The organism is Paracoccus maritimus (assembly GCF_025195095.1).
In the GTDB taxonomy this organism is placed as follows: domain Bacteria; phylum Pseudomonadota; class Alphaproteobacteria; order Rhodobacterales; family Rhodobacteraceae; genus Paracoccus; species Paracoccus maritimus.
On sequence record NZ_JANAVZ010000001.1, the window covers coordinates 476,053 to 496,831 of the forward strand.

Below are 20,779 nucleotides of genomic sequence, written 5' to 3' on the forward strand. Positions count from 1 at the left end.
GTGCCCTGCGGATGACCCTCGCCAAGCCTTGTCGAACCGGCTAGGGCTGCGCGGATGATTGCAGAACAGTTCGACATATTCCTGGTCGCGACGCCGGGACTGGAAGCGCCGCTGGCGGCCGAAGCGCGCGAGCTTGGCTGGGCAGTTGAACCGCAGACGGGCGGGGTGACGATCCGTGGCGGCTGGCAGGATGTCTGGCGCGCCAACTTGATGCTGCGCGGTGCAACGCGGGTTCTGGCGCGGATGGGCAGTTTCCGGGCGCTGCATCTGGCGCAGCTGGACAAGCGTGCGCGAAAGTTTCCCTGGGCCGAAATTCTGCGCCCGGATCAACCAGTCAAGGTCGAGACGGTCTGCAAGGCAAGCCGCATCTATCACGCGGGCGCGGCGACCCAGCGGATCGAACGCGCCATCCGCGAGGAACTGGGTGCGCCGATCGCTGCGGACGCGCAAATCGTCGTGAAGGCGCGGATCGAGGATGATCTGGTGACGATCAGCGTCGATACCACCGGCGAATCGCTGCACAAGCGCGGTCACAAGCAGGCCGTCGCCAAGGCCCCCATGCGCGAGACGATGGCGGCGATGTTCCTGCGCGAGATGGGGTTCGATGGCCAGCAGACCGTGCTGGACCCGATGTGCGGGTCGGGGACATTCGTCATCGAGGCGGCCGAGATCGCTGCCGGGCTGATCGCCGGGCGTGATCGGCATTTCGCCTTCCAGTCTCTTGCCAGTTTCGATGCGACGGGGTGGCGGGCGATCAGGGACGGGCAGGGCCGGGACAGCAAACCCGATCCCCGGCCCATGTTCTTCGGAAGCGACCGGGACGCGGGCGCGATCCGCATGAGCCAGCAGAACGCCGAACGCGCGGGCGTTGCGGGCGTTACCCGGTTCGACTGCTGCGCGATCGCCGATCTGCAGCCGCCCGAAGTACCTGCGGGAATCGTGATCGTGAACCCGCCCTATGGCGCGAGGATCGGCAACAAGGGGCCCCTGTTCGGCCTGCACGCCGCACTTGGGCAGGTCTTGCGCGAACGATTCGCGGGATGGTCGGTGGGCATCGTGACCAGCGATCAGCAACTTGCCCGGGCGACGGGCCTGCCGTGGAAGCCGCCGGGACCGATCATCGCGCATGGCGGTTTGAAGGTCCGCCTGTGGCAGACAGGGCCTCTATAGCGGCGCGCTTACCGGAACTGCTTGGCCAGTTTAAGCCCCTGACCCTGATAGTTCGACTTGATCCCGGCACCATATAGCCGGTCGGGACGGGCGGACATGCGTTCATAGACCAGCCGGCCGACAACCTGACCGTGTTCCAGCACGAAGGGCGCCTCGTGGCAGCGCACCTCCAGCACACCGCGCGCGCCGACACCGGCCCGTCCGATTCCGAAACCGGGATCGAAGAAGCCTGCGTAATGCACGCGAAATTCGCCGACCATCGCCAGGTAAGGGGCCATCTCGGCGGCGTAATCGGCCGGAATTGCAACGGATTCACGGCTGACAAGGATGTAGAACGCGCCGGGGTCCAGAATGAGCCGGCCTTCGGTGGTGCGCAACTCGTCCCAGAATTCGGCCGCCGGATACTCGCCGATCCGGTCCAGATCGATCACCCCGCTATGCGGGCGGGCGCGATAGCCGACAAGATCGCCGCCGGAAGGTTTCAGATCGACCGAAAAGCCAAGCCCATGGTCGATCAGCGCCGGACCGCCGACCAGCGGCTCACGCGCGTTCAGTTCGCGCAATTCGTCGTCGGTCAGCACGGCCTGCCCCTGCCGCAGCCGAAGCTGGTTCAGACGCATGCCGGGGCGGACCAGCACCGAAAAGCTGCGCGGGCAGATCTCGGCATACAAGGGGCCATCATATGCTTCGGGCAGGCGGTCGAATTCGGTTCCGTCATCGGTGACAAGCCGGGTCAGCAGGTCCAGCCGGCCGGTCGAGGATTTGGCGTTTGCCACCGCGGTCAGTCCGGCGGGCAGGGTCAGCCGTTCCATCAGCGGCACCAGATAGACGCAGCCGCGTTCCAGAACGGCACCGCCGGACAGGTCCATCTGATGCATCTGAAGATCGTCCAACCGGTCCGCGATCCGGCGGCCGCGTCCGGCCAGGAAACTGGCCCGCAGGCGATATGCGGTCGTGCCAAGGCGCAGGTCAAGGCTGGCGGGTTGTATCTGTTCGGGAGTGATCGCCGGATCGGCGATGATCGCACCCTGATCGATCAGATCGCGGATCTCGCTGTCAGGCAGGACACCGTTCATGCCTTCCTCCCCAAGCGGTCGGCGGATATGGAAACGCCCACCCCGCAAACGGGATGGGCGTTTTCGGAATGGTCGGGCCGGCGAGATTCGAACTCGCGGCCTTCCGTCCCCCAGACGGACGCGCTAACCAGGCTGCGCCACGGCCCGACGCCGGCCATATAGAGCGAAGCACGAGGGCTGCACAAGGGCCGCGAAGCGGAAATCTGCATCGGTCGTGGCGATCTAGTAATGCGAGGCGATCAGATCGCGCAAATCCGCAAGCCGGCGCGGCAACATCGGCGGCGTGGTCGGGGCAGAGGGCAGATCGCGTAGCGCGTCGGCAAGCATGGCCAGCCGCGCCAACCATGCCGATCCGCGATCGGCCCCGTCCAGATCCGGGAAAAGGGGCAGCGCGCGCTGATCCACGCCATGGGCAGCGCGGCGGCGATGCCGCGAGCGGGGCGTGTGGGCGGCCATGTCCTGCGTCTCCTCTTCCGGAACGGTGTCGTCGTGATCGGCTGCGGCCGTCCGGATGACCGGGCCGTTCGCGCGCGGCGCAGCCTGCCCGGCATCCTCGGCGGTCATCTGCTGCAAGGAATCATCGGACTCGCGGCCTGCCGCGCTGTCCAAGGACATCGCGGCGACCTCCAGCCGGTCGCCGAGGCGTGCCAGCCCGCGTGCGCGAACAGCGTCTCCGCGATCCCGCGACATCATCTTCTTCGCGCCCCGGATCGTCATTCCGTCGTCGCGCAGGACCTCGCACAGCCCGGCGACCAGACGCACATCGTCGGGGCGGTAATAGCGCCGGCCATCAGGACGCTTCATCGGTTTCAATTGCGGAAACTGCGTTTCCCAGTAACGCAGGACGTGGGGGGCGACGCCGATCAGCTTGGCGACCTCGCCAATGGATCTGAAAGCGTCAGCGCCCTTTTTCATGCCAGTCGAGCCATCTTACTGCTTGTTGCCGGCGGCCACGCGCTCTTTCATCAGATGCGATGGGCGGAAGGACAGCACCCGCCTTGGCTTGATCGGCACCTCTTGCCCTGTCTTGGGATTTCGGCCGATTCGCTCGTTCTTGTCACGCACGCTGAACGTGCCGAACGACGAGATCTTCACCTGCTCGCCGCGCACCAGCGCGTCGGAAACATGTTCGAGGACGCTTTCGACCAACTGAGCGGACTCATGGCGCGAAAGCCCCACGTCGCGGAACACGGCTTCGGCCAGGTCCATTCTGGTCAGGGTTTTTTCGCCCATGATCTTTCCTCTTTGGTGTCGGCAAGGATGTGACGGAATGTGGTCCCTGTCAACGAGAAGGGCGGGGAAATCGTTCCCCGCCCGTGACTTGCATCAGGGAATGCGCGAATTACTGCGCACAGCCCTCGATCTTGGCAAGGTCGGGACCGTTCGGAGTGCGCCCCAGGTTAAAGGGGGCCGAGGCGTCTCGCCAGCTGGCATAGTCCTGCAGATAGCCGATCTGGCTGGCATAGACCTTGGCCGACAGCGGGTTCTCGCAGGCGACTTCCTCGATGGTCTGGTTGGCCATCTTCTGGATCTGTTCCAGTGCGGCGTCGTCCAGGCGGTTGATCTCGGTCCCGGCTTCCTTGAACTGTGCGAAGGCTTCGGTCGCGCGCTTTTCGGTGAAGGCCAGCGACCACAGCATGGTCGCGTCTGCGGCGGTCTCAAGCCGCGACTGGGTCTCTTCGTCCAGCGCGTCCCAGGCAGCCTTGTTGATCATCACCCCGAAGACCGAGGATGACTGGTGCCAACCCGGCGTGGACCAGTATTTCGTGACCTGCTGGAAGCCGCCCGAGAAATCGACGTTCGGGGTCGAGAATTCGGCCCCGTCGATCACGCCGCGTTCCAGCGACTGATAGATCTCGCCGCCGGCCATGCTGACCTGGTTGCCGCCCAGCTTTTCCAGAAGCTTGCCCTGTTCAAGCCCCGACAGGCGCAGGCGCAGACCATTCAGGTCCTCGATCGTCTTGATGGGCTTGTCCACGGTGCGGAAGCCGGATTCGTTGTTGGTGACGCCATAGGGCAGATAGACCATGCCGAACTTGCCATAGACCTCGTTATAAAGGTCGGCGCCGCCCCATTCCTGGATCCAGTTCACATAGTCCACGGCGTTGAACAGGCTGGCGGTGGTCGCCAGCGGCGAGAACGCGCTGTCGCGGCCTGCCCAGTAGCCCGGCCAGTCGGCACCGGCCTGAATGGTGCCCGATTCGACGGCACCGAACACCTCGCCCGCCGGAACCAGGCTGCCGCCTTCGTAGAATTCGATGGTCAGCTTGTCGTCGTCGATCAGGCTGTTGGCCAGTTCGACCCAGTGCTTGTCGATCTCGATCAGTTCCAGGCTGGACGGCCAGGTGCTGGTCATCGTCCAGTTTTCGGCCATTGCGGGCGCGGCGGTGGCCAGCGCCAGAACGGCGGTCGTCATCAGGTGTTTCATTGTTCTACCTCCTCAGTGACTTTGAAATGCGAACGAAGGGTCAGCCACCATACAGCGTGGTCGGCAGCCAGGTGACCAGACCCGGGAACAGGATGATCATCGCGCACATGACGATGATCAGCGCGATGAACGGCAGGACACCGCGGATGATGTCGGTGGTGGACACCTCGGGCGGGGCGATGGCGCGCATGTAGAACAGCGCGTATCCGAATGGCGGCGACAGGAAGCTGGTCTGCAGCACCACGGCCATCAGCACGACGAACCACAGCGGCTCGATGCCCATTTCGCTGACCAGCGGCAGGAAGATCGGGAAAGACAGCAGCACGATCCCCGTCCAGTCCAGGAACATGCCCAGGATGAACACCACCAGCAGCATCACCGCGACCAGCGTATAAGGATCGTCGGCCAGCCCGCGGATCAGATCCTGGCTGGCACGCAGGCCGCCGGTGATGTTGAAGACGCCGGTGAATGCCGTCGCGCCCACGACGATGAACAGGATCATCGCACTGGTTCGCCCCGTTTCCAGCAATGCGGAATAGAAGGTTTTCCATTCGAACCGCCCGCGGGTGATCACGATCAGCAGGGCAAGGACCGCGCCGATGGCGCTGGCTTCGGTCGCCGTGGCGATGCCTGCCAGCAGCGAACCAAGAATGCCAAGGATAAGGACCAGCGGCGGCACCGCCTCGACGATCAGCATGCGCCACATGGCGCCGCGGCTGATCTGTTCCTCGTCGGCGACGGGCGGGGCCCAGTCGGGCCGCAGCCACGCGATCACCGCGACATAGATCGCATACATGACGCCCAGCACAACGCCCGGCATCATCGCGCCGGCGAACAGCTGCCCGACCGACAGGCCCGGCGCATAGGACGCCATCAGGATCAGCATGATCGAGGGCGGGATCAGGATGCCCAGACAGCCCGACGCGGCGATCAGCCCCGTCGCAAGCCGCTTGTCATAGCCGTATTGCAGCATCGGGCGCAGCGCCATCATCCCCATGACGGTGATCGAGGCGCCGATGATCCCGGTCGTTGCCGCCAGCAGGATCGAAATGAACACGACCGCCAGCCCCAGCCCGCCGGTCACCCGCGCCATCAGGTGGCGCAGCGCCTCGAACATGCGGTCGGTCACGCCGCTGTCGGACAGGAACCGCGCCATCAGCACGAACAGCGGAATGGCGATCAGGACGTAGTTGTCCAGAACGTCCCCGAAGATCCGGTTGATGACGATGCCCAGCACCATCGGTTTTCCGGCGATGATCGCGCCAAGGACGGCGGTGCCGCCAAGCACCATGGCCAGCGGATGTCCCATGAACAGGCCCAGCAACAGCAGGCCCGACATGATCAAGGCAATCGATTCACCGGACATCCAGCGGCTCCATCGGTTCGAGGTGGTCGGCCTTGTTCAGGACCAGCTTCAGGAATTCGCTGACGCCCTGGATCAGCAACAGGACCGCCGCGACGAACATCGCCATTTTCAGCGGATATACGGGCAGTTGGACGGCGCCATAGGTCACCTCGCCCTGCCCATAGGAGGTCATCGCGAAATCCCAACTGCGACGGGCAAAGACCCACGCGAAGGGAAAAAAGAAGATCACATAGCCTGCGGCCTCGACCCAGCGGCGGGCATTGCGCCCCAGCCGTTCGGTCACCAGATCGACCCGCACATGGGCCTGATGGCGCAGCGCATAGCCGCCCAGCATGATGAAATAGAAGCCATAAAGCTGCTTGGTCACATCAAAGGCCCACCTTGTCGGCTCGCCCATGAAATAACGCATGAAGACGTCGTAGATGATGATTCCGGCAAAGACGATCGCGACAATCGACACGATCCGTCCGACGACCTCGTTGATGCCGTCGATCAGGCGAATGATCGGCAAGTTGTGGACCCTCCCGAAGGTCAGCGGCGCGTTTTCTGCACCTGCATTCATGCCGCAGTCTTTCCAACAGTTCGCGGGGTGTCAACTGAAACGCCCGGAACCTTTCGGATTTGAAACATGACGCTGCGGCACCTATCTTTGTGTCGCAAGCAGGAGAGGATCATGGCTGGTGGATGGGCCCGCGACGACGCGGTGAACGAACAGATCGAGGTCAGCACGGCCGAGGCGATTGCCCGCGCGCGGCAGCGTGCAGCACGAAACGCCCAAGTAGCCTCGGCCGAATATTGTGCCGAATGCGACGACCCCATCCCCGAGGCGCGCCGCCGCGCGATCCCGGGTGTTCAGCTGTGTGTTGCATGCCAGTCCGGTCGGGACAGGTCTCGCGCGCCGCTGACTGCGATCAATCGCCGCGCCAGCAAGGATTCGCAGTTGAAATAGCTTGCGCGCCTACCAGCGCAGAATCACCGAGCCCCAGCTGAGCCCGCCCCCGATCGCCTCGGTCACGATGACGTCGCCGGGCTTGAACCGACCTTCGGCATCCGCCACCGCCAAGGCAAGCGGGATCGACGCGGCCGAGGTGTTGCCGTGATCCGCGACCGTCAGCACGACCTTCTCGATCGGCAGTCCCATTTTCTGGGCCGTTGCCCCGATGATCCGCAGGTTCGCCTGATGCGGCACCAGCCAATCGACCTGATCGGCGGACAACCCCGCCTTGGTCAGCGCCGTGTGCGCCGTCTTCGCCAGCTTGTCCACGGCGTGACGGAAGACCAGATTGCCCTGCATCCGCAGTTGACCGGCCGTGCCAGTGGTCGACACGCCGCCATCGACATACAGCAACTCGCGATAGCGGCCATCGCTGTTCAGGTCGCTGGAAAGGATGCCGCGATCGTCAGACCCGCCCGCCCCTTCTTGCGCCTCCAGCACGACAGCGCCGGCACCGTCGCCGAACAGCACGCAGGTAGAACGGTCGGTCCAGTCCATGATTCGCGAAAATGTCTCGGCGCCGATCACCAGAACACGGTCGGCCTGTCCGGCGCGGATCATCGCATCGGCATTGGCAAGGGCGAAGACGAACCCGGCGCAGACCGCCTGCACATCGAATGCAAAGCCGCGCGACATGCCCAGACCCGCCTGAACCATCGTCGCGACGGCGGGAAAGGTGAAATCCGGGGTCGATGTCGCCAGAACGATTCCGTCCAGATCGTCGGGTGTCAGTCCCGCGCGATCCAGCGCGGCGCGGGCAGCCCGCGTCGCCAGGTTGCTGGTCGTCTGCCCCTCGGCCGCGAAATGGCGTCTTTCGATCCCGGTGCGGGCGCGGATCCATTCGTCGCTGGTCTCCAGCTTGTCCTCGAACCAGCTGTTCTCGACGACCCGTTCGGGCAGGTAATGGCCGGTGCCGATGATGACGGAACGGCGGGTCAAGATGCGGTCTCCGCGTCGCCGCCCGCGGCGGCTGCGGCACCTTGCGCGACGCGCGCGGCAAGCCTGTCCTGGAACCCGGATTTGGCCAGCGTGAAGGCCAGCTTGATCGCCGCAGAAACGCCCGTTGCGTCGGCCGATCCGTGCGACTTGATGACCGTGCCGTTCAGACCCAGGAAGATGCCGCCATTCACCCGGCGCGGATCTATTCGCTTCTGCAGGCGCTTCAGGGATGTCATCGCCAGAACGGCGGCAAATTTGGACATGATGGAATTGGCGAAAGCTGCTCTCATGAATTCGCCGACCAGCTTGGCTGTCCCTTCGCCGGTCTTCAAGGCCACATTGCCGGTAAATCCGTCGGTGACGATCACATCGACGCGCGACGACGGAAGATCGCCCCCCTCGACGAAGCCGACATAATCGAATCCGCCTTCGGCGGCTTGCGCGGCGATCAGGTCGTGGGCTTCCTTCAGTTCCGCACGGCCCTTGTGCTCCTCGGTGCCGACATTCAGCAGGCCGATGCGGGGCTGTGCGACCCCCAGCCCGTTGCGGGCATAGGACGATCCCATCAGCGCATATTGCAGCAGGTCACGCGCATCCGCGCGGATATCCGCGCCGACATCCAGCATGATGTTGAAGCCCTGCGGGTTCCGCGACGGCCACAGGCAGGCAATGGCGGGGCGGTCCACGCCCGGCAGCTTGCGCAGACGCAGCATCGACAGCGCCATCAGCGCGCCGGTATTGCCGCAGCTGACCGCGGCCTCGGCCTCGCCGTTGCGGACCGATTCGATGGCCGACCACATCGACGTGCCCGCGCCCTTGCGCACGATCTGGCTGGGCTTGTCCTCCATCGTCACCACGCCGTCGGCGTGGCGGATGTCGCAGCGGTCGGACAGATCGCGGCGTCGGCTGATCAAACGGCGCAGCTCGGACTCGTCGCCATGGACCACGAAGCGGATCTCGTTGTTCTTGCGCGCGCTTTCGGCCATGCCGGCGACGACGACGGCCGGACCACGGTCGCCGCCCATCGCGTCAACCGAAATCACCACGCTGCCCCGGTTTTCGGGGGCGCGCGGTTCCTGATTGGTCGCGGAATCGACGGTCATCGTGTGACGCTACGGGCCTGAATCAGGCCGCGTCGTCGTCCAGGTCGATCTCATTGGCCTGCGCGACCACTTCGCGGTCGGCATAATGACCGCAAGACGGGCAGACGTGGTGCGGGCGCTTCAGTTCGCCGCAGTTCGAGCATTCGTTCGGGTTACCGGCGACCAGGGCATCATGCGCGCGGCGCATGTTGCGCTTGGAGCGGGTTACGCGGTTCTGAGGGACAGCCATGTCACAACCTCGGTTAGGGGGTGCCGCATCGCGTGGACGCCGTGGCACCGTGTGTCTTGAATTCGCAAATGAACCGCGCAGATACGCGATGAAGCGACCGCCCGCAAGCCCCGGCAACGCCAATCCCGCAATAATTGCGGCAGATCGGGCGCCAGGGCCACAGCCCGCGGCGGCCGTCGGATCGGCAGAGCGCCGAGCGACAAGCCGGTCGGCAGGTCGCAGCGGAAGCGGCAGCTCAATCCTCGGGCGTGTCGCCGCCGATCAACCGGTCCAGTCCGGCGAAGGGACGGCGGGTATCGGGGGTGTCGTCCTCGATCACGTCGCCGGCCTGGTCCGCGCCCTCGGCCCGCGGGTATTCGGGCAAGGCCAAGGCAAGCTCCTCGATCATGACTGCGGACAGGTCGATGAATTGCCCAAGCGGTTCCAGCGTCTCGTCCGGCATCTCGACCTCATCGCCTTCAGGCTCGCGCAGATGCGGCGAATAGAGGCGATGGACCTCATCCGTCAGATCGCTGCGCACCGGTTTCAGCGTCACCACGCAGGGTTGCACGACGCGCGCCGTCAACCGGCCGCTCAGGGTCCAGGCATCGCCGCGCGCCGCGCGGACCTCGCCCTTGAACGCAAGGCGCGGCAGGGCGTCGATGCCCAGCTCCTGCGCGATGGCCTGACGCGTCTCGGCGTCGGGTTGCAGGGCGAAGGGCGTGGCTGCGTTCGGGTTCAGATGGGCCACGCGCAGGCGGGTGGCCTGCGGCTGTTCTGGCTGCGGGGACGGGGCGGACATGACGGGCCTCGGATATTGTCGCGAAAAAAGATGTCGGCGGGATCAGGCGCAAGCCCCCGCCGAAGATGGATATTCTTGAGCGCGGTGCCCGAGTTTGCTAAGGCGGGCGGGCCGCGTCAACCGCCCGAGCAAAGGAAGTGCTGAAATGGCTGCAATCAGGAACCTTCTGATCCTGGCTTTCGTGGCCGTTTTGGGCCTTTCGGCGTGTTCGCCGGTCTATCGCAACCACGGCTATGTGCCACCGGATGAAAACTTGTCGCAGATCCAGATCGGTCAGACCAGCATGGCCGAACTGGAAGGACTGATCGGACGTCCCTCGACGCAGGGTCTGCTGACCGGATCGGGCTGGTATTATGTCGGGTCGCGGTGGCGGCACTACGGCGCCTACGAACCCGAAGAGATCAGCCGCGAAGTCGTCGCGGTGTCGTTCGATCCCGCCGGGCGGGTCAGCAATGTCGAACGCTTCGGCCTGGATCGCGGCCGTGTCGTGGTGCTGTCGCGCCGCGTGACCGAGGGCAGCGTGACCGAAGTGTCCTTCATCCGCCAGATCCTTGGCAATCTGGGCAATTTCCAGGCTGGCGACTTCATCGACTGATCGGCTGCGGCCCGGCGACGGGGCGCAGGCATCCGCCCCTAGCCCGCCTCGACGATCCGCATTGCCAGCCGATGCAGGTCATCGCGATATCCGGTGCGTGCCGAGGGCCGGTCGGGGTCCGACGTGATGGCGATGGCCATCGCCGGGGCGCCGCGGCCCGCCGGCAGGACATAGATCATCTGTCCGCCATAGCCCCAGCCATAGCGCAGATCGCGCCCGGCCATCCGGGCGATGAACCAGCCATAGCCGTAACCCTGGCCGCTGAAGATCGACGAGGTGCGACGCCGCCAGCTTTCCGCGATCCAGTCCTGCGGCACCACCTGCCGTCCGCCTGCGCGCCCGCCTGTGGCATAGGCGGCCCCGAAGGCCAGCAGGGATCTCGTGCTCATCGCCATCTGATTGCCGCCCAGATAGATGCCCTGCGGGTCGCGTTCCCAGCCGGTGATCCGGAAGCCCGGGATCGGGTCCAGCCAGTCGCGCGCCAGATCCAGCGTGGACCGGCCCGTGACACGTGTCAGGATCGCCGACACCAGATGCGTCGAGGCGGTGGAATACTGCATCCGCCCGCCCGGATCCTGTGTGAATGGCGCGGCCAGCGCCGCGCGCACCCAGTTCCCGCTGCTGACCCAGCGCCCGTAATTTGCGCCGGATTGCCGTTCCAGCCCCGCCTGCATCGACAGCAGGTTGCCAAGCGTCACACGCGACAGGCGCGGGTCGGGTTCGGCAGGCAGGTCCGATTCAAGCAGCGGCGCGATGGGCTGATTCGGCCCTTGCAGATATCCCTTGTCCACGGCGATGCCAGCCAGCGCCGAAATGATCGACTTCGAGGCGGACTTGATGTTCGTCGGACTGTCAGGGGTGTAATCGCCATAGCCGCGTGCCGCGATCTCGACCCCGTCGCGCCAGACGGCGATGGCCCGCAACCGGTCCATCGCCGCGGCCTCGGACAGGATCGGGGACAGGCTGGCGCGCCCTATGTCGGGCACGGCCAGCAGGGGCGACAGCGCCGCGCAGCGGATCAGGTTTCGACGTAGCATGGCGCAGAGTATGGGGGCGGGCGCGGGATGGCGGAAATCACGGCTGCGTCAGGGCGGGCTTGCCGGTCCCGTGCCGGGCGGATAGGCCGTTGCCACCAGCAGCCATCCGGGGATCGCCCATGACCGCGCTTGACGATCTTGCCGCCACGCCGTTTCACGACGCCGACGCGCCCCTGCGCGCGCGAATGTTGTCGCGCCTGGCGGATACCGAATTGTCGGTCGCGCTGACCGACGAACCGATCGGCGACAGGATCGAGCTGCGCCTTTTTCAATTGGAACACGGGCCTGTCGCGCTGGCCTGTGACGCCGAGGATCGGTTGGCGGGGTTCTTTGGCGGGCCAGTGGCCTATGCGGCGTTGCCGGGCCGCGTGCTGGCCGGACTGCTGCGGACGGAAGGGGCGGGGCTGCTGGTCAATCCCGGTCACCGGTCCGAGATGCTGCTGGACGCCGCGATGCTGGACTGGCTGTCGGGGGCGTTGTCCGCCGCACCCCGAATCGATCAGGCGCGACTGCATCTGACTGGTCCCATGCCCGGGACCGTCGAGGCGCTGGCCGAGCCTTTGGGCGCGCGGTTGGCCGACATGCGCGGGCTGATTGCGGGCGCCTGGCTGGCCGGGGTGGACGGCGCAACATCGCATCTGCTGGTGATCGTGGGTGCAGCCCCGGAACATCAGGACGCCATCGCCAAGGCCCTGTCCGAGACGCTGGCCTTCCTGCCGGCGCAGCCAGGCGGCGTTGATATCAGCTTTTCGGATGCGCCCCCGGTGCCCGCTGCGCTGCGCTTCGATCTCGGCGCGGCCGAAGTGCCGGTGTTACCCAAACGCCAGAATGGGCCGCCGATCCTGCGCTGAAGGTTCCTGCGCGTGTTGCGCAGCCGTCACCGACCTGACACAACGGGTGGATGCAGTTGCGTCACAAGGCCCTGTCCGTCCATCTTCTGACCGCCACCGGCGCGGTCCTGTCCATGCTGGCGATGCTGGCGGCGGTCAAGGAAGAATGGTCGCTGATGTTCCTGTGGCTGGTCTTTGCCTTTGTTGTTGACGGCATCGATGGACCTCTGGCCCGGCGATACGATGTCAAGAAGAACTGGTCGAACTACGATGGTGTCCTGATGGACCTGATCATCGACTATCTGACCTATGTGTTCATCCCGGCCTTCGCGCTGTTCCAGTCGGGACTGCTGGACGGCTGGACCGGCTGGTTCGCGATCATCGTCATTACCTATGGCAGCGTCGTGTATTTCGCCGATACGCGGATGAAGACCACCGACAATTCCTTTGCGGGGTTTCCGGGCTGCTGGAACATGGTTGTGCTGGTGCTGTTTGCAACCAAGCCGCACTGGACCGTCATACTGCTGATCGTGGTCGCGCTGACCGTGGCGATGTTCACGAACATCAAGTTCATCCACCCGGTTCGCACCGAACGCTGGCGTGCGATCTCGTTGCCGGTCGCGATCTTGTGGGTGATCTTCGCGGGCCGCGCTGCGTGGGTTGATTTTCACCCCTCAAGCTGGGCGATCTGGGGGTTGGTTGCGACATCGCTGTGGCTTTTGCTGGCCGGTCCGGCACAGCAATTGATGCCCAGACGCGGCTGATGCTTGCCTGACGGTCCTTTCCGTCGGATGATCCGGCGCAAACAGGGATCAGGGGGCGGTGGAATGCCGGACATACTGAAATCATCCATGGTGGCGCTTGCCTTGATGGCTGGGACGGCCTCGGCGCAGGACGCGATCACACTGGGCATGGTGCTGGAGCCACCGAACCTTGACCCGACCGGCGGCGCGGCGGCGGCCATCGACGAGGTCGTCTATGGCAATGTATTCGAGGGGCTGACCAGATTCGGCCCCGACGGGTCGATCCTGCCCGCGCTGGCCGAAAGCTGGGATGTCGAACAGGATGGCCGCGTCTATGTCTTCCATCTGCGGGACGGCGTGACCTTCCATGACGGCAGCGCGTTCGACGCCGACGACGTGATCTTCACGCTGGATCGCGCGCGGGCCGGAGATTCGACCAATGCCCAGAAGACGCTGTTCGAGGGGATCGAAAGCGTCGCCGCGGTGGACCCGCAGACCGTCCGGGTGACGTTGACGGCACCGGACGGGAACTTCCCGTTCAAGATGGCCTGGGGCGATGCGGTGATGGTCGATCCGGCCAGCGCCGACGATCTGGCCAGCAACCCCGTGGGCACGGGTCCGTTCAGATTCGACCGTCTGGTACAGGGTGACCGTGTGGTTCTGTCTGCCTATGACGGCTACTGGGGCGAAGCGCCTGCGTTGAAAAGCGCGACCTTCCGCTTCATCAGCGACCCGACGGCGGCCTTTGCGGCGATGATGGCGGGCGATGTCGATGCCTTTCCGAACTTCCCGGCCCCCGAGACGCTGCCGCAGCTTGAGGCCGATCCGCGCTTCAAGGTGATCGTCGGCACGACCGAGGGCGAGACGATCCTGGCGATGAACAACACAAGGCCGCCGCTGGACAATATCAAGATCCGTCAGGCGATCGCCCATGCGGTCAACCGGCAGGACATCATCGACGGCGCGATGTTCGGCTATGGCACGCCCATCGGCAGCCATTTCGCACCGCACCACCCCGATTATGTCGATCTGACCGCAACCTCGGCGCATGATCCCGAACTGTCGAAAAAGCTGCTGGAAGAAGCGGGCGTGGGGCCGGTCAGGCTGCGCCTGGCGCTGCCCCCGCCCAGCTATGCTCGGCGCGGGGGCGAGATCGTCGCGGCGCAGCTGCGCGCGGTGGGGATCGAGACCGAGATCACCAATATGGAATGGGCGCAGTGGCTGGAAACGGTCTTCAAGGGCGGCGATTTCGATCTGACCATCGTCAGCCATACCGAGCCCCTGGACATCGATATCTATGCCCGTCCCGACTATTATTTCCACTACGCCAAGCCGGATTTCGTGGCCCTGATGGATGAATTGAACCAAGCCGTCAGCCCCGATCAGCGCAGCGCGCTTTACAAGCAGGCGCAGCAGATGATCGCGGAGGATTTCGTCAACGCGTTCCTGTTCCAGCTTGCCAAGACCGGCGTGGCGGACGCCCGAATCGAGGGGCTTTGGGAAAACGCACCGACGCAGGCGAATGACCTGACAAACGTTCGCTGGACGGATTAGGGTGGGGCGGGACGCGCCGCCCAAGACCGCGGTCAGGCGTTGCGGTTGGCGTAACGAATGAACGGAAGGCCGAACCAGCCCGCGCCCTTCGGCACGGCGTTCCGCGCGGCGATCTGGTGCGGCAGAAGGCCGATTGATCCGCCTTCATCCTGGGTGTTGCGGATCATCCGCTGTCCGGCCGGGCTGGCATAGATCGCGTAATATCCAAGCATCGCGAGTCTCCTTCGTTTGGTCCTCCCGATACCCGCCATCTTGGACCGGCCGTCCCGCAAGACAAGCGACGATCCTGAAACCCCGCCCTGCGGCAGGTGCATGGCGCGAAAAAAGCAAGACAGATCAATCCGTTTTCCGGCCTTGGCCCGGTCCTAGCCCGGCGTCGGGCCAAGGCGCGTCTTCGCCTTCAGGTCGAAAAGGCCATAACCCGCCACGACCAGAAAGCATGCCGCCGGCACGATATAGGACAGCGCCGCGCCCTGTGCGTCCAGAACCGCGCCGTGAACCAGCGGCATCAATGCGCCGCCAAGGATCGCCATGACCAGACCGGCCGCGCCGAACTTGGTATCCTCGCCCAGCCCATGCAGCGCGATGCCGTAGATGGTCGGGAACATCAGCGACAGGCAGGCAGACAGCATGACGACCGCCCAGATTCCCGCGACATTGGGGCTGGAGACCGCGAACAGGCACAGCCCGGTGCCGGCCAGCGCCATGATCGTCAGCAGTGCTGCGGGGCGCAGAAAGCCCATCAGCCAGACCATCACGAAACGCGAGATCAGGAACACGATCAGGCTGGCCTGCAGATACCAGCCGGCCTGCGCCTCGGTTCCGCCGGTGGCGGCCAGCACATACTGGATGGTGAAAGTCCATGTGCAGGTCTGCGCGGCGACGTTGAAGAACTGTGCGATCACGCCCAGAACATAGTGGCGGTTGCGCATCAGCCGGCGCAGCGTGGCCGCGAAATGCACCTCGTGACCGGGTTCCAGTTCGACCTCTGCCTCGGTCGGCATCCGCATCAGCGCGATTGCGACCCAGATCGCCAGCAGCACGAAAGCAAAACCGACATACGGTACCATCACAGCCTGCAATTCGGATTGCTGGACGGCGCGCAACGCCTCGGGCGCCATCGCCGCGCGATCCTCGGCGCTGGCGGTATTCAGCTTGGGCAGGATCAGTGTGGCGGCCAGCAGCACGCCGATATTGGTGCCCACCGGATTGAAGGCCTGTGCGAAGTTCAGGCGACGGGTGGCGTTCTCGTCCGGCCCCATCGCGATCACGAACGGGTTGGCCGATGTCTCAAGGATCGACAGCCCGCCGGCCAGCAGGAATAGCGCCATCAGGAAGAACCCGAAGGTCATCGCCTGTGCGGCGGGATAGAACATGAACGCCCCGCAGATCGCACAGCCAAGTCCGACCAGCACGCCGGTCTTGTACGAGAAGCGCCGGTTGATGAAGGCGGCGGGCAAAGCCAGCAGGAAATAGGCGCCGTAATAGGAAAACTGCACGAATGACGCCTGCAGCGTGCTCATCGAGAAGATCCGGGAAAACACCTGCACCAGCGGGTCGGTCATGTTGGCCGCGACGCCCCATGCGGCAAAGCAGGTGACCAGCAGGATGAAGGGCATGCGCATGCCTGCGTGCACGAAGCGGCGTTCGGTCATTTTCTGTTCCCCCCGGATCAAGACCTCGATCAATTTCAGCATATTGGCACGGTAATGCACCGTCGGCTATCGCTGGCAGTGCCTCAGGCGTAAATAAGGGCGGGCGCATCACTGCGCCCGCCCGAATGCTTCCTGTCAATTCCGGATCAGACGTATTTCTTGATCTCGCCGGAACGCAGCTTGGCCTGATAGTTGCTCATCTCGCGCTTGACGATCGGCATCAGGACATACAGTGCGATGATGTTGGGAATCGCCATCGCAAAGATCGCCGCATCCGAGAAGTCGATCACCGGGCCCAGATTGGCGGCCGCGCCGATGACGACGAACACGCAGAACAGGACCTTGTAGGCGATCTCCTTGGTCTGGCCCTCGCCGAACAGGAAAGTCCATGCCTTGAGGCCGTAATAGCTCCAAGAGATCATCGTCGAGAACGCGAACAGAATGACTGCGATCGCCAGGACGTAGCGGAAGCCGCCAAAGGCGCTGCTGAACGCGGCCGAGGTCAGTGCGACACCGGTGTTGCCATCAACGGTCTGGATGGCGTCGCCCGCTTCGGTCAGCAGCATGCGCCCGGTTTCGGGGTCCACCATCAACTGACCGGTGATGATGATGACAAGCGCGGTCATGGTGCAGATCACGACGGTGTCGATGAACGGCTCCAAAAGCGAGACATAGCCTTCTGTGATCGGCTCCTTGGTGCGCACGGCGCTGTGCGCGATGGCAGCGGAACCGACGCCCGCCTCGTTCGAGAACGCGGCGCGGCGGAAGCCTTGGATCAGTGCGCCGATCATCCCGCCGGCAATGCCCAGTCCGGTGAAGGCGCCCTCGAAGATCTGTCCGAACGCTGCCCCGACCTGACCGATATTCATCAGGATGATGACCAGCGCGGTCAGCACATACAGGATACCCATGAACGGGACGACCTTCTCGGTCACCTGGGCGATTGATTTCAAACCACCGATGATGACCATGAACACGATCGCCGCGAAGATCACGCCGGTGATCCAGCCGGGGTATTCGCCGAGCACGTTGGAAAGCTGGGCGTGTGCCTGGTTCGCCTGGAACATGTTCCCGCCGCCAAAGCTGCCGAGGATGCAGAAGATCGCGAACAGCACGGCAAGGATCTTTCCGCCGCCCACGCCGCGTTCGGCAAAGCCCTTGGTCATGTAATACATCGGACCGCCCGACACGGTGCCGTCCGCGTATTCGTTGCGGTATTTCACCCCCAGCGTACATTCGGTGAATTTCGACGCCATGCCCATCAGGCCGGCGACGATCATCCAGAACGTCGCGCCCGGCCCGCCGATGCCGACCGCGACTGCGACGCCAGCGATGTTGCCAAGTCCCACTGTCCCGGACAGGGCGGTGGCCAGCGCCTGGAAGTGGCTGACCTCGCCCGCGTCATTTGGGTCGGAATAGTCGCCCTTCACCAGCGCGATGGAATGCGGGAAGGCGCGGAACTGCACGAAACCGAAATAGACCGTGAAGATCGTTGCGGCGATGACCAGCCAGCCGACGATCAGGTTGAAGTTGGTTCCATTGACCGGGATCGCATAGAAGATCAGGTTGACGAACCAGCCGGTGGCCCAGGCGAAGCCCTCGTTCACCCTCTCGTCCAGACTTTGCGCCAGCGCAGGTGCGGCGCCGATCAGTGTGGCCAGCAGCGTTGCCGGAGCCAGAAGCTTTGCATGATTTTTCATGTCTGATGATTCCTTGTTCCGGTTGTTCATGGCACGATCGTCACCGGCACCGGCGCGACCTGCGCCAGCGTGCCCGCGACCGAACCGAAGATGCGCGAGGACAGGCCGGAATTGCCCATCCTCCCGATGAAGATCAGCGCGGCATCCTCATCCTCGGCGATCTTGCACAACGTCTCGGCGATATGGCCGTATTTCATCACCGAGATGACCGGAACGCCGGCGTCCTCGACCGCCTTCAGGACCGGCGCGATGATCGCCTGCTCGGCGCGCTGCAGCTCCTCGTTGCGCCGCCTGTGCCGTTCTTCGATCTCGTTCGGCGTCAGGAAGCTGTAAGGTGACCATTCCAGAACATGAGCGACGACGATGGCATCGCCCAGCACCTTTGCGCGACTGACCGCGAAATCCAGCGCGCGTCGTGACGCTTCGCTGCCGTCGAATCCGACGACGATCTTGCGTGACATGTTACCCCCTTGTGGTGTTTTCTGTTTCTTATGCCAGTGATGAAATCATAGGCACGGTCAGTCCGTTTGGGCTAGGGAAAACATGACGGGTCCGTGAAGACACCTATTGTCGGGGTTGTATGCACGGTTCGCTGGCGGGTTGCAGGGGATGCAGGCAGGCGGTCGCGGCGCTGCGTGGGCATGGCCTTGTGACATTTTCTTCTTTTCAAACCGGATCATGGTCGGCATATTCCGCCCTATGACTCGGATGCGCCATATCGCCACCGCCTCGACCGCACCGTTCGGTGCGTGTCTGGCCGTGCAACTCCGCGGTCTGCTGCTTCTTACGCTGCGCTGAGCGGGTCTTCCGGGCCGCCGCTCAGTCAGGTCAGTGCCCGGATCATCCCCGACACGACATTCTGCGTAAGAAAGACCCGCACATGACCGACAACAACCGCGTATTCATTTTCGACACAACCCTGCGCGATGGCGAACAATCGCCCGGCGCCACCATGTCCCATGCCGAAAAGCTGGAAATCGCCGCCATGCTGGATGAGATGGGCGTCGATATCATCGAGGCAGGCTTCCCGATCGCCTCGGAAGGCGACTTCGCCGCCGTTTCCGAGATCGCAAGGCAAAGCCGCAACAGTGTCGTCTGCGGCCTTGCGCGCGCCCAGATCCCCGATATCGACCGCTGTTGGGAGGCGGTGAAACACGCCAGGCGTCCACGCATCCATACATTCATCGGCACCTCGCCGCTGCACCGGGCGATCCCCAATCTGGACATGGACCAGATGGCCGAGCGGATCGAACAGACCGTGACCCATGCGCGCAACCTGTGCGACAATGTGCAATGGTCGCCGATGGACGCCACCCGCACGGAACACGATTACCTGTGCCGTGTCGTTGAAATCGCCATCAAGTGTGGCGCGACCACGATCAACATTCCCGACACGGTGGGCTATACCGCCCCCCGCGAAAGCGCCGATCTGATCCGCATGCTGCTGGAGCGTGTGCCGGGTGCGGACAACATCATCTTCGCCACCCATTGCCACAACGATCTGGGCATGGCGACGGCGAATAGCCTTGCCGCGGTCGAAGCCGGCGCCCGTCAGGTCGAATGCACCATCAACGGCCTGGGCGAGCGCGCAGGCAACACCGCCCTGGAAGAGGTGGTGATGGCCCTGCGCGTGCGCCACGACATCATGCCCTTCGACACCGGCATCGACACCACGAAGATCATGGGCCTGTCGCGCCGCGTGGCTCAGGTCTCGGGTTTTCCGGTGCAGTTCAACAAGGCGATCGTCGGCAAGAACGCCTTCCTGCATGAATCGGGCATCCATCAGGACGGCGTGCTGAAGAATGTCGAGACATTCGAGATCATGAAGCCCGCCGATATCGGGCTGAACGAAACCAACATCGCGATGGGCAAGCATTCGGGCCGCGCCGCGCTGCGGGCCAAGCTGGCCGACCTGGGATACGAGGTGGGCGACAACCAGTTGAAGGACATCTTCGTGCGGTTCAAGGCCTTGGCCGACCGCAAGAAAGAGGTCTATGACGAGGATATCGTGGCGCTGGTGCAGGACGCCACCGCCAATACCCAGGACGATCACCTGCAGGTCAAGCATCTGCGCGTGATCTGCGGCAGCGACGGGCAGTCTGCCGACCTGACGATGATCGTGGACGGGCAGGAAAAGACCGTTCATGCGACCGGCGACGGTCCGGTGGATGCCTGTTTCAATGCCGTGAAGCAGATCTTTCCGCACGACGCCCGGCTGCAGCTGTATCAGGTCCATGCCGTGACCGAGGGCACCGATGCGCAGGCGACCGTCAGCGTGCGGATGGAGGAGAACGGCCGGATCGTGAACGGGCAATCCGCCGACACCGACACGATCCTGGCCAGCGTCAAGGCCTATGTCGGTGCGTTGAACCATCTGATCGTGCGGCGCGCGCAGCAGGGCCGCGATGACAAGCAGATCAGCATGTATTCGCACTGACCGAATGCCGATCACCGACGGACCGCCCGTGACATGCGCGGTCTGTTGCACATCCGGCGCGCGAGCGGCCTTGTTGTGGGGGCGCGCGTCATCGGGGCTTTTCCGGTGGCGCGTAGCCTTCTATATGGGGCAACGCCGTTTC

At 64.2% G+C, this 20,779-nt stretch carries 22 protein-coding genes and 1 tRNA gene; 7 read left to right on the forward strand and 16 right to left on the reverse strand.

The annotated features are described in order from the left end of the window. The first annotated feature begins 54 nt into the window (after window positions 1-54). Window positions 55-1,170 (forward strand): THUMP domain-containing class I SAM-dependent RNA methyltransferase, encoded by a 1,116-nt coding sequence (locus MU516_RS02235; protein WP_260275560.1) that lies wholly within the window; start codon window positions 55-57, stop codon window positions 1,168-1,170. An 8-nt stretch (window positions 1,171-1,178) separates the two neighbouring features. Here the strand turns inward: MU516_RS02235 and MU516_RS02240 are convergent, their stop codons facing one another. From MU516_RS02240 to MU516_RS02270, 7 genes are all read right to left on the reverse strand, one after another. Then, entirely contained in the window at window positions 1,179-2,246 is a 1,068-nt protein-coding gene (locus tag MU516_RS02240) for a 2'-deoxycytidine 5'-triphosphate deaminase (RefSeq protein WP_260275561.1), read from the reverse strand. Between the two features lie 69 nt (window positions 2,247-2,315). Further along, window positions 2,316-2,393 (reverse strand) — tRNA-Pro (locus MU516_RS02245). 75 nt (window positions 2,394-2,468) lie between these two features. After that, window positions 2,469-3,161 carry a MerR family transcriptional regulator gene (locus MU516_RS02250; protein WP_260275562.1) on the reverse strand — a complete coding sequence of 231 codons (693 nt, stop codon included), beginning with the start codon at window positions 3,159-3,161 and terminating at the stop codon, window positions 2,469-2,471. Between the two features lie 15 nt (window positions 3,162-3,176). Continuing rightward, window positions 3,177-3,479, reverse strand: coding sequence for an integration host factor subunit alpha (gene ihfA, locus MU516_RS02255; protein ID WP_209054555.1), 303 nt, complete (start codon window positions 3,477-3,479; stop codon window positions 3,177-3,179). A gap of 109 nt (window positions 3,480-3,588) precedes the next feature. Then, window positions 3,589-4,674, reverse strand: a complete 1,086-nt coding sequence (gene dctP / locus MU516_RS02260; RefSeq protein WP_260275563.1) for a TRAP transporter substrate-binding protein DctP — start codon at window positions 4,672-4,674, stop codon at window positions 3,589-3,591. A gap of 40 nt (window positions 4,675-4,714) precedes the next feature. Beyond that, window positions 4,715-6,040 carry a TRAP transporter large permease gene (locus MU516_RS02265; RefSeq protein WP_260275564.1) on the reverse strand — a complete coding sequence of 442 codons (1,326 nt, stop codon included), beginning with the start codon at window positions 6,038-6,040 and terminating at the stop codon, window positions 4,715-4,717. After that, window positions 6,030-6,602 carry a TRAP transporter small permease subunit gene (locus tag MU516_RS02270; protein ID WP_260275565.1) on the reverse strand — a complete coding sequence of 191 codons (573 nt, stop codon included), beginning with the start codon at window positions 6,600-6,602 and terminating at the stop codon, window positions 6,030-6,032. The genes MU516_RS02265 and MU516_RS02270 overlap by 11 nt, the downstream gene beginning before the upstream one ends. A 111-nt stretch (window positions 6,603-6,713) precedes the next feature. Between MU516_RS02270 and MU516_RS02275 the strand changes: the two genes are divergently transcribed. Further along, window positions 6,714-6,989, forward strand: a complete 276-nt coding sequence (locus MU516_RS02275) for a DksA/TraR family C4-type zinc finger protein (RefSeq protein ID WP_260275566.1) — start codon at window positions 6,714-6,716, stop codon at window positions 6,987-6,989. Window positions 6,990-6,998: 9 nt separating this feature from the next. Here MU516_RS02275 and MU516_RS02280 read toward each other — a convergent pair whose 3' ends face one another. From MU516_RS02280 to MU516_RS02295, 4 genes are all read right to left on the reverse strand, one after another. Further along, window positions 6,999-7,973 (reverse strand): beta-ketoacyl-ACP synthase III, encoded by a 975-nt coding sequence (locus tag MU516_RS02280; RefSeq protein WP_260275567.1) that lies wholly within the window; start codon window positions 7,971-7,973, stop codon window positions 6,999-7,001. Then, window positions 7,970-9,076, reverse strand: a complete 1,107-nt coding sequence (plsX, locus tag MU516_RS02285; RefSeq protein ID WP_260275568.1) for a phosphate acyltransferase PlsX — start codon at window positions 9,074-9,076, stop codon at window positions 7,970-7,972. Before plsX ends, MU516_RS02280 begins: the two co-directional genes overlap by 4 nt. A gap of 22 nt (window positions 9,077-9,098) precedes the next feature. Beyond that, window positions 9,099-9,305, reverse strand: coding sequence for a 50S ribosomal protein L32 (gene rpmF, locus MU516_RS02290; RefSeq protein ID WP_209054548.1), 207 nt, complete (start codon window positions 9,303-9,305; stop codon window positions 9,099-9,101). A 235-nt stretch (window positions 9,306-9,540) separates the two neighbouring features. Further along, on the reverse strand, window positions 9,541-10,086 hold the full coding sequence (locus MU516_RS02295; RefSeq protein WP_260275569.1) for a YceD family protein: 546 nt from the start codon (window positions 10,084-10,086) through the stop codon (window positions 9,541-9,543). Window positions 10,087-10,231: 145 nt separating this feature from the next. On the opposite strand from MU516_RS02295, the gene MU516_RS02300 reads away from it, so the two are divergent. Further along, on the forward strand, window positions 10,232-10,681 hold the full coding sequence (locus MU516_RS02300; RefSeq protein ID WP_260275570.1) for an outer membrane protein assembly factor BamE: 450 nt from the start codon (window positions 10,232-10,234) through the stop codon (window positions 10,679-10,681). Between the two features lie 38 nt (window positions 10,682-10,719). On the opposite strand, the gene MU516_RS02305 is transcribed toward MU516_RS02300, so the two are convergent. After that, window positions 10,720-11,718, reverse strand: coding sequence for a serine hydrolase domain-containing protein (locus tag MU516_RS02305; RefSeq protein ID WP_260275571.1), 999 nt, complete (start codon window positions 11,716-11,718; stop codon window positions 10,720-10,722). Between the two features lie 119 nt (window positions 11,719-11,837). Here MU516_RS02305 and MU516_RS02310 point away from each other — a divergent pair, with 119 nt between their 5' ends. From MU516_RS02310 to MU516_RS02320, 3 genes are all read left to right on the forward strand, one after another. Next, on the forward strand, window positions 11,838-12,569 hold the full coding sequence (locus tag MU516_RS02310; RefSeq protein ID WP_260275572.1) for an SseB family protein: 732 nt from the start codon (window positions 11,838-11,840) through the stop codon (window positions 12,567-12,569). 50 nt (window positions 12,570-12,619) lie between these two features. Further along, the gene (locus MU516_RS02315) at window positions 12,620-13,312 is read left to right on the forward strand and encodes a CDP-alcohol phosphatidyltransferase family protein (RefSeq protein WP_260275573.1); all 693 of its coding nucleotides are present in this window, start codon (window positions 12,620-12,622) and stop codon (window positions 13,310-13,312) included. A 63-nt stretch (window positions 13,313-13,375) separates the two neighbouring features. Continuing rightward, a complete protein-coding gene (locus MU516_RS02320; RefSeq protein WP_260275574.1) occupies window positions 13,376-14,845 on the forward strand; it encodes an ABC transporter substrate-binding protein in 1,470 nt (489 codons plus the stop codon). A 32-nt stretch (window positions 14,846-14,877) separates the two neighbouring features. On the opposite strand, the gene MU516_RS02325 is transcribed toward MU516_RS02320, so the two are convergent. From MU516_RS02325 to MU516_RS02340, 4 genes are all read right to left on the reverse strand, one after another. After that, window positions 14,878-15,057, reverse strand: coding sequence for a hypothetical protein (locus MU516_RS02325; protein WP_260275575.1), 180 nt, complete (start codon window positions 15,055-15,057; stop codon window positions 14,878-14,880). Window positions 15,058-15,210: 153 nt separating this feature from the next. Next, window positions 15,211-16,500, reverse strand: coding sequence for an L-fucose:H+ symporter permease (gene fucP, locus MU516_RS02330; protein ID WP_260275576.1), 1,290 nt, complete (start codon window positions 16,498-16,500; stop codon window positions 15,211-15,213). A gap of 146 nt (window positions 16,501-16,646) precedes the next feature. Further along, window positions 16,647-18,200 (reverse strand): alanine/glycine:cation symporter family protein, encoded by a 1,554-nt coding sequence (locus MU516_RS02335; protein ID WP_260275577.1) that lies wholly within the window; start codon window positions 18,198-18,200, stop codon window positions 16,647-16,649. Between the two features lie 26 nt (window positions 18,201-18,226). Then, window positions 18,227-18,661, reverse strand: a complete 435-nt coding sequence (locus MU516_RS02340) for a universal stress protein (RefSeq protein WP_260275578.1) — start codon at window positions 18,659-18,661, stop codon at window positions 18,227-18,229. Window positions 18,662-19,080: 419 nt separating this feature from the next. On the opposite strand from MU516_RS02340, the gene MU516_RS02345 reads away from it, so the two are divergent. Further along, window positions 19,081-20,637 (forward strand): 2-isopropylmalate synthase, encoded by a 1,557-nt coding sequence (locus MU516_RS02345; RefSeq protein WP_260275579.1) that lies wholly within the window; start codon window positions 19,081-19,083, stop codon window positions 20,635-20,637. The last annotated feature ends 142 nt before the right edge of the window (window positions 20,638-20,779 follow it).

Coding starts and splice junctions, on each gene's coding strand:
- MU516_RS02305 (WP_260275571.1), bottom strand. CDS start 11,718: ATGCTACGTCGAAACCTGATCCGCTGCGCGGCGCTGTCGCCCCTGCTG.
- MU516_RS02335 (WP_260275577.1), bottom strand. CDS start 18,200: ATGAAAAATCATGCAAAGCTTCTGGCTCCGGCAACGCTGCTGGCCACA.
- MU516_RS02235 (WP_260275560.1), top strand. CDS start 55: ATGATTGCAGAACAGTTCGACATATTCCTGGTCGCGACGCCGGGACTG.
- MU516_RS02265 (WP_260275564.1), bottom strand. CDS start 6,040: ATGTCCGGTGAATCGATTGCCTTGATCATGTCGGGCCTGCTGTTGCTG.
- plsX (WP_260275568.1), bottom strand. CDS start 9,076: ATGACCGTCGATTCCGCGACCAATCAGGAACCGCGCGCCCCCGAAAAC.
- MU516_RS02295 (WP_260275569.1), bottom strand. CDS start 10,086: ATGTCCGCCCCGTCCCCGCAGCCAGAACAGCCGCAGGCCACCCGCCTG.
- MU516_RS02345 (WP_260275579.1), top strand. CDS start 19,081: ATGACCGACAACAACCGCGTATTCATTTTCGACACAACCCTGCGCGAT.
- MU516_RS02270 (WP_260275565.1), bottom strand. CDS start 6,602: ATGAATGCAGGTGCAGAAAACGCGCCGCTGACCTTCGGGAGGGTCCAC.
- dctP (WP_260275563.1), bottom strand. CDS start 4,674: ATGAAACACCTGATGACGACCGCCGTTCTGGCGCTGGCCACCGCCGCG.
- rpmF (WP_209054548.1), bottom strand. CDS start 9,305: ATGGCTGTCCCTCAGAACCGCGTAACCCGCTCCAAGCGCAACATGCGC.
- MU516_RS02250 (WP_260275562.1), bottom strand. CDS start 3,161: ATGAAAAAGGGCGCTGACGCTTTCAGATCCATTGGCGAGGTCGCCAAG.
- MU516_RS02275 (WP_260275566.1), top strand. CDS start 6,714: ATGGCTGGTGGATGGGCCCGCGACGACGCGGTGAACGAACAGATCGAG.
- MU516_RS02300 (WP_260275570.1), top strand. CDS start 10,232: ATGGCTGCAATCAGGAACCTTCTGATCCTGGCTTTCGTGGCCGTTTTG.
- MU516_RS02340 (WP_260275578.1), bottom strand. CDS start 18,661: ATGTCACGCAAGATCGTCGTCGGATTCGACGGCAGCGAAGCGTCACGA.
- MU516_RS02325 (WP_260275575.1), bottom strand. CDS start 15,057: ATGCTTGGATATTACGCGATCTATGCCAGCCCGGCCGGACAGCGGATG.
- MU516_RS02240 (WP_260275561.1), bottom strand. CDS start 2,246: ATGAACGGTGTCCTGCCTGACAGCGAGATCCGCGATCTGATCGATCAG.
- fucP (WP_260275576.1), bottom strand. CDS start 16,500: ATGACCGAACGCCGCTTCGTGCACGCAGGCATGCGCATGCCCTTCATC.
- MU516_RS02310 (WP_260275572.1), top strand. CDS start 11,838: ATGACCGCGCTTGACGATCTTGCCGCCACGCCGTTTCACGACGCCGAC.
- MU516_RS02320 (WP_260275574.1), top strand. CDS start 13,376: ATGCCGGACATACTGAAATCATCCATGGTGGCGCTTGCCTTGATGGCT.
- ihfA (WP_209054555.1), bottom strand. CDS start 3,479: ATGGGCGAAAAAACCCTGACCAGAATGGACCTGGCCGAAGCCGTGTTC.
- MU516_RS02315 (WP_260275573.1), top strand. CDS start 12,620: ATGCAGTTGCGTCACAAGGCCCTGTCCGTCCATCTTCTGACCGCCACC.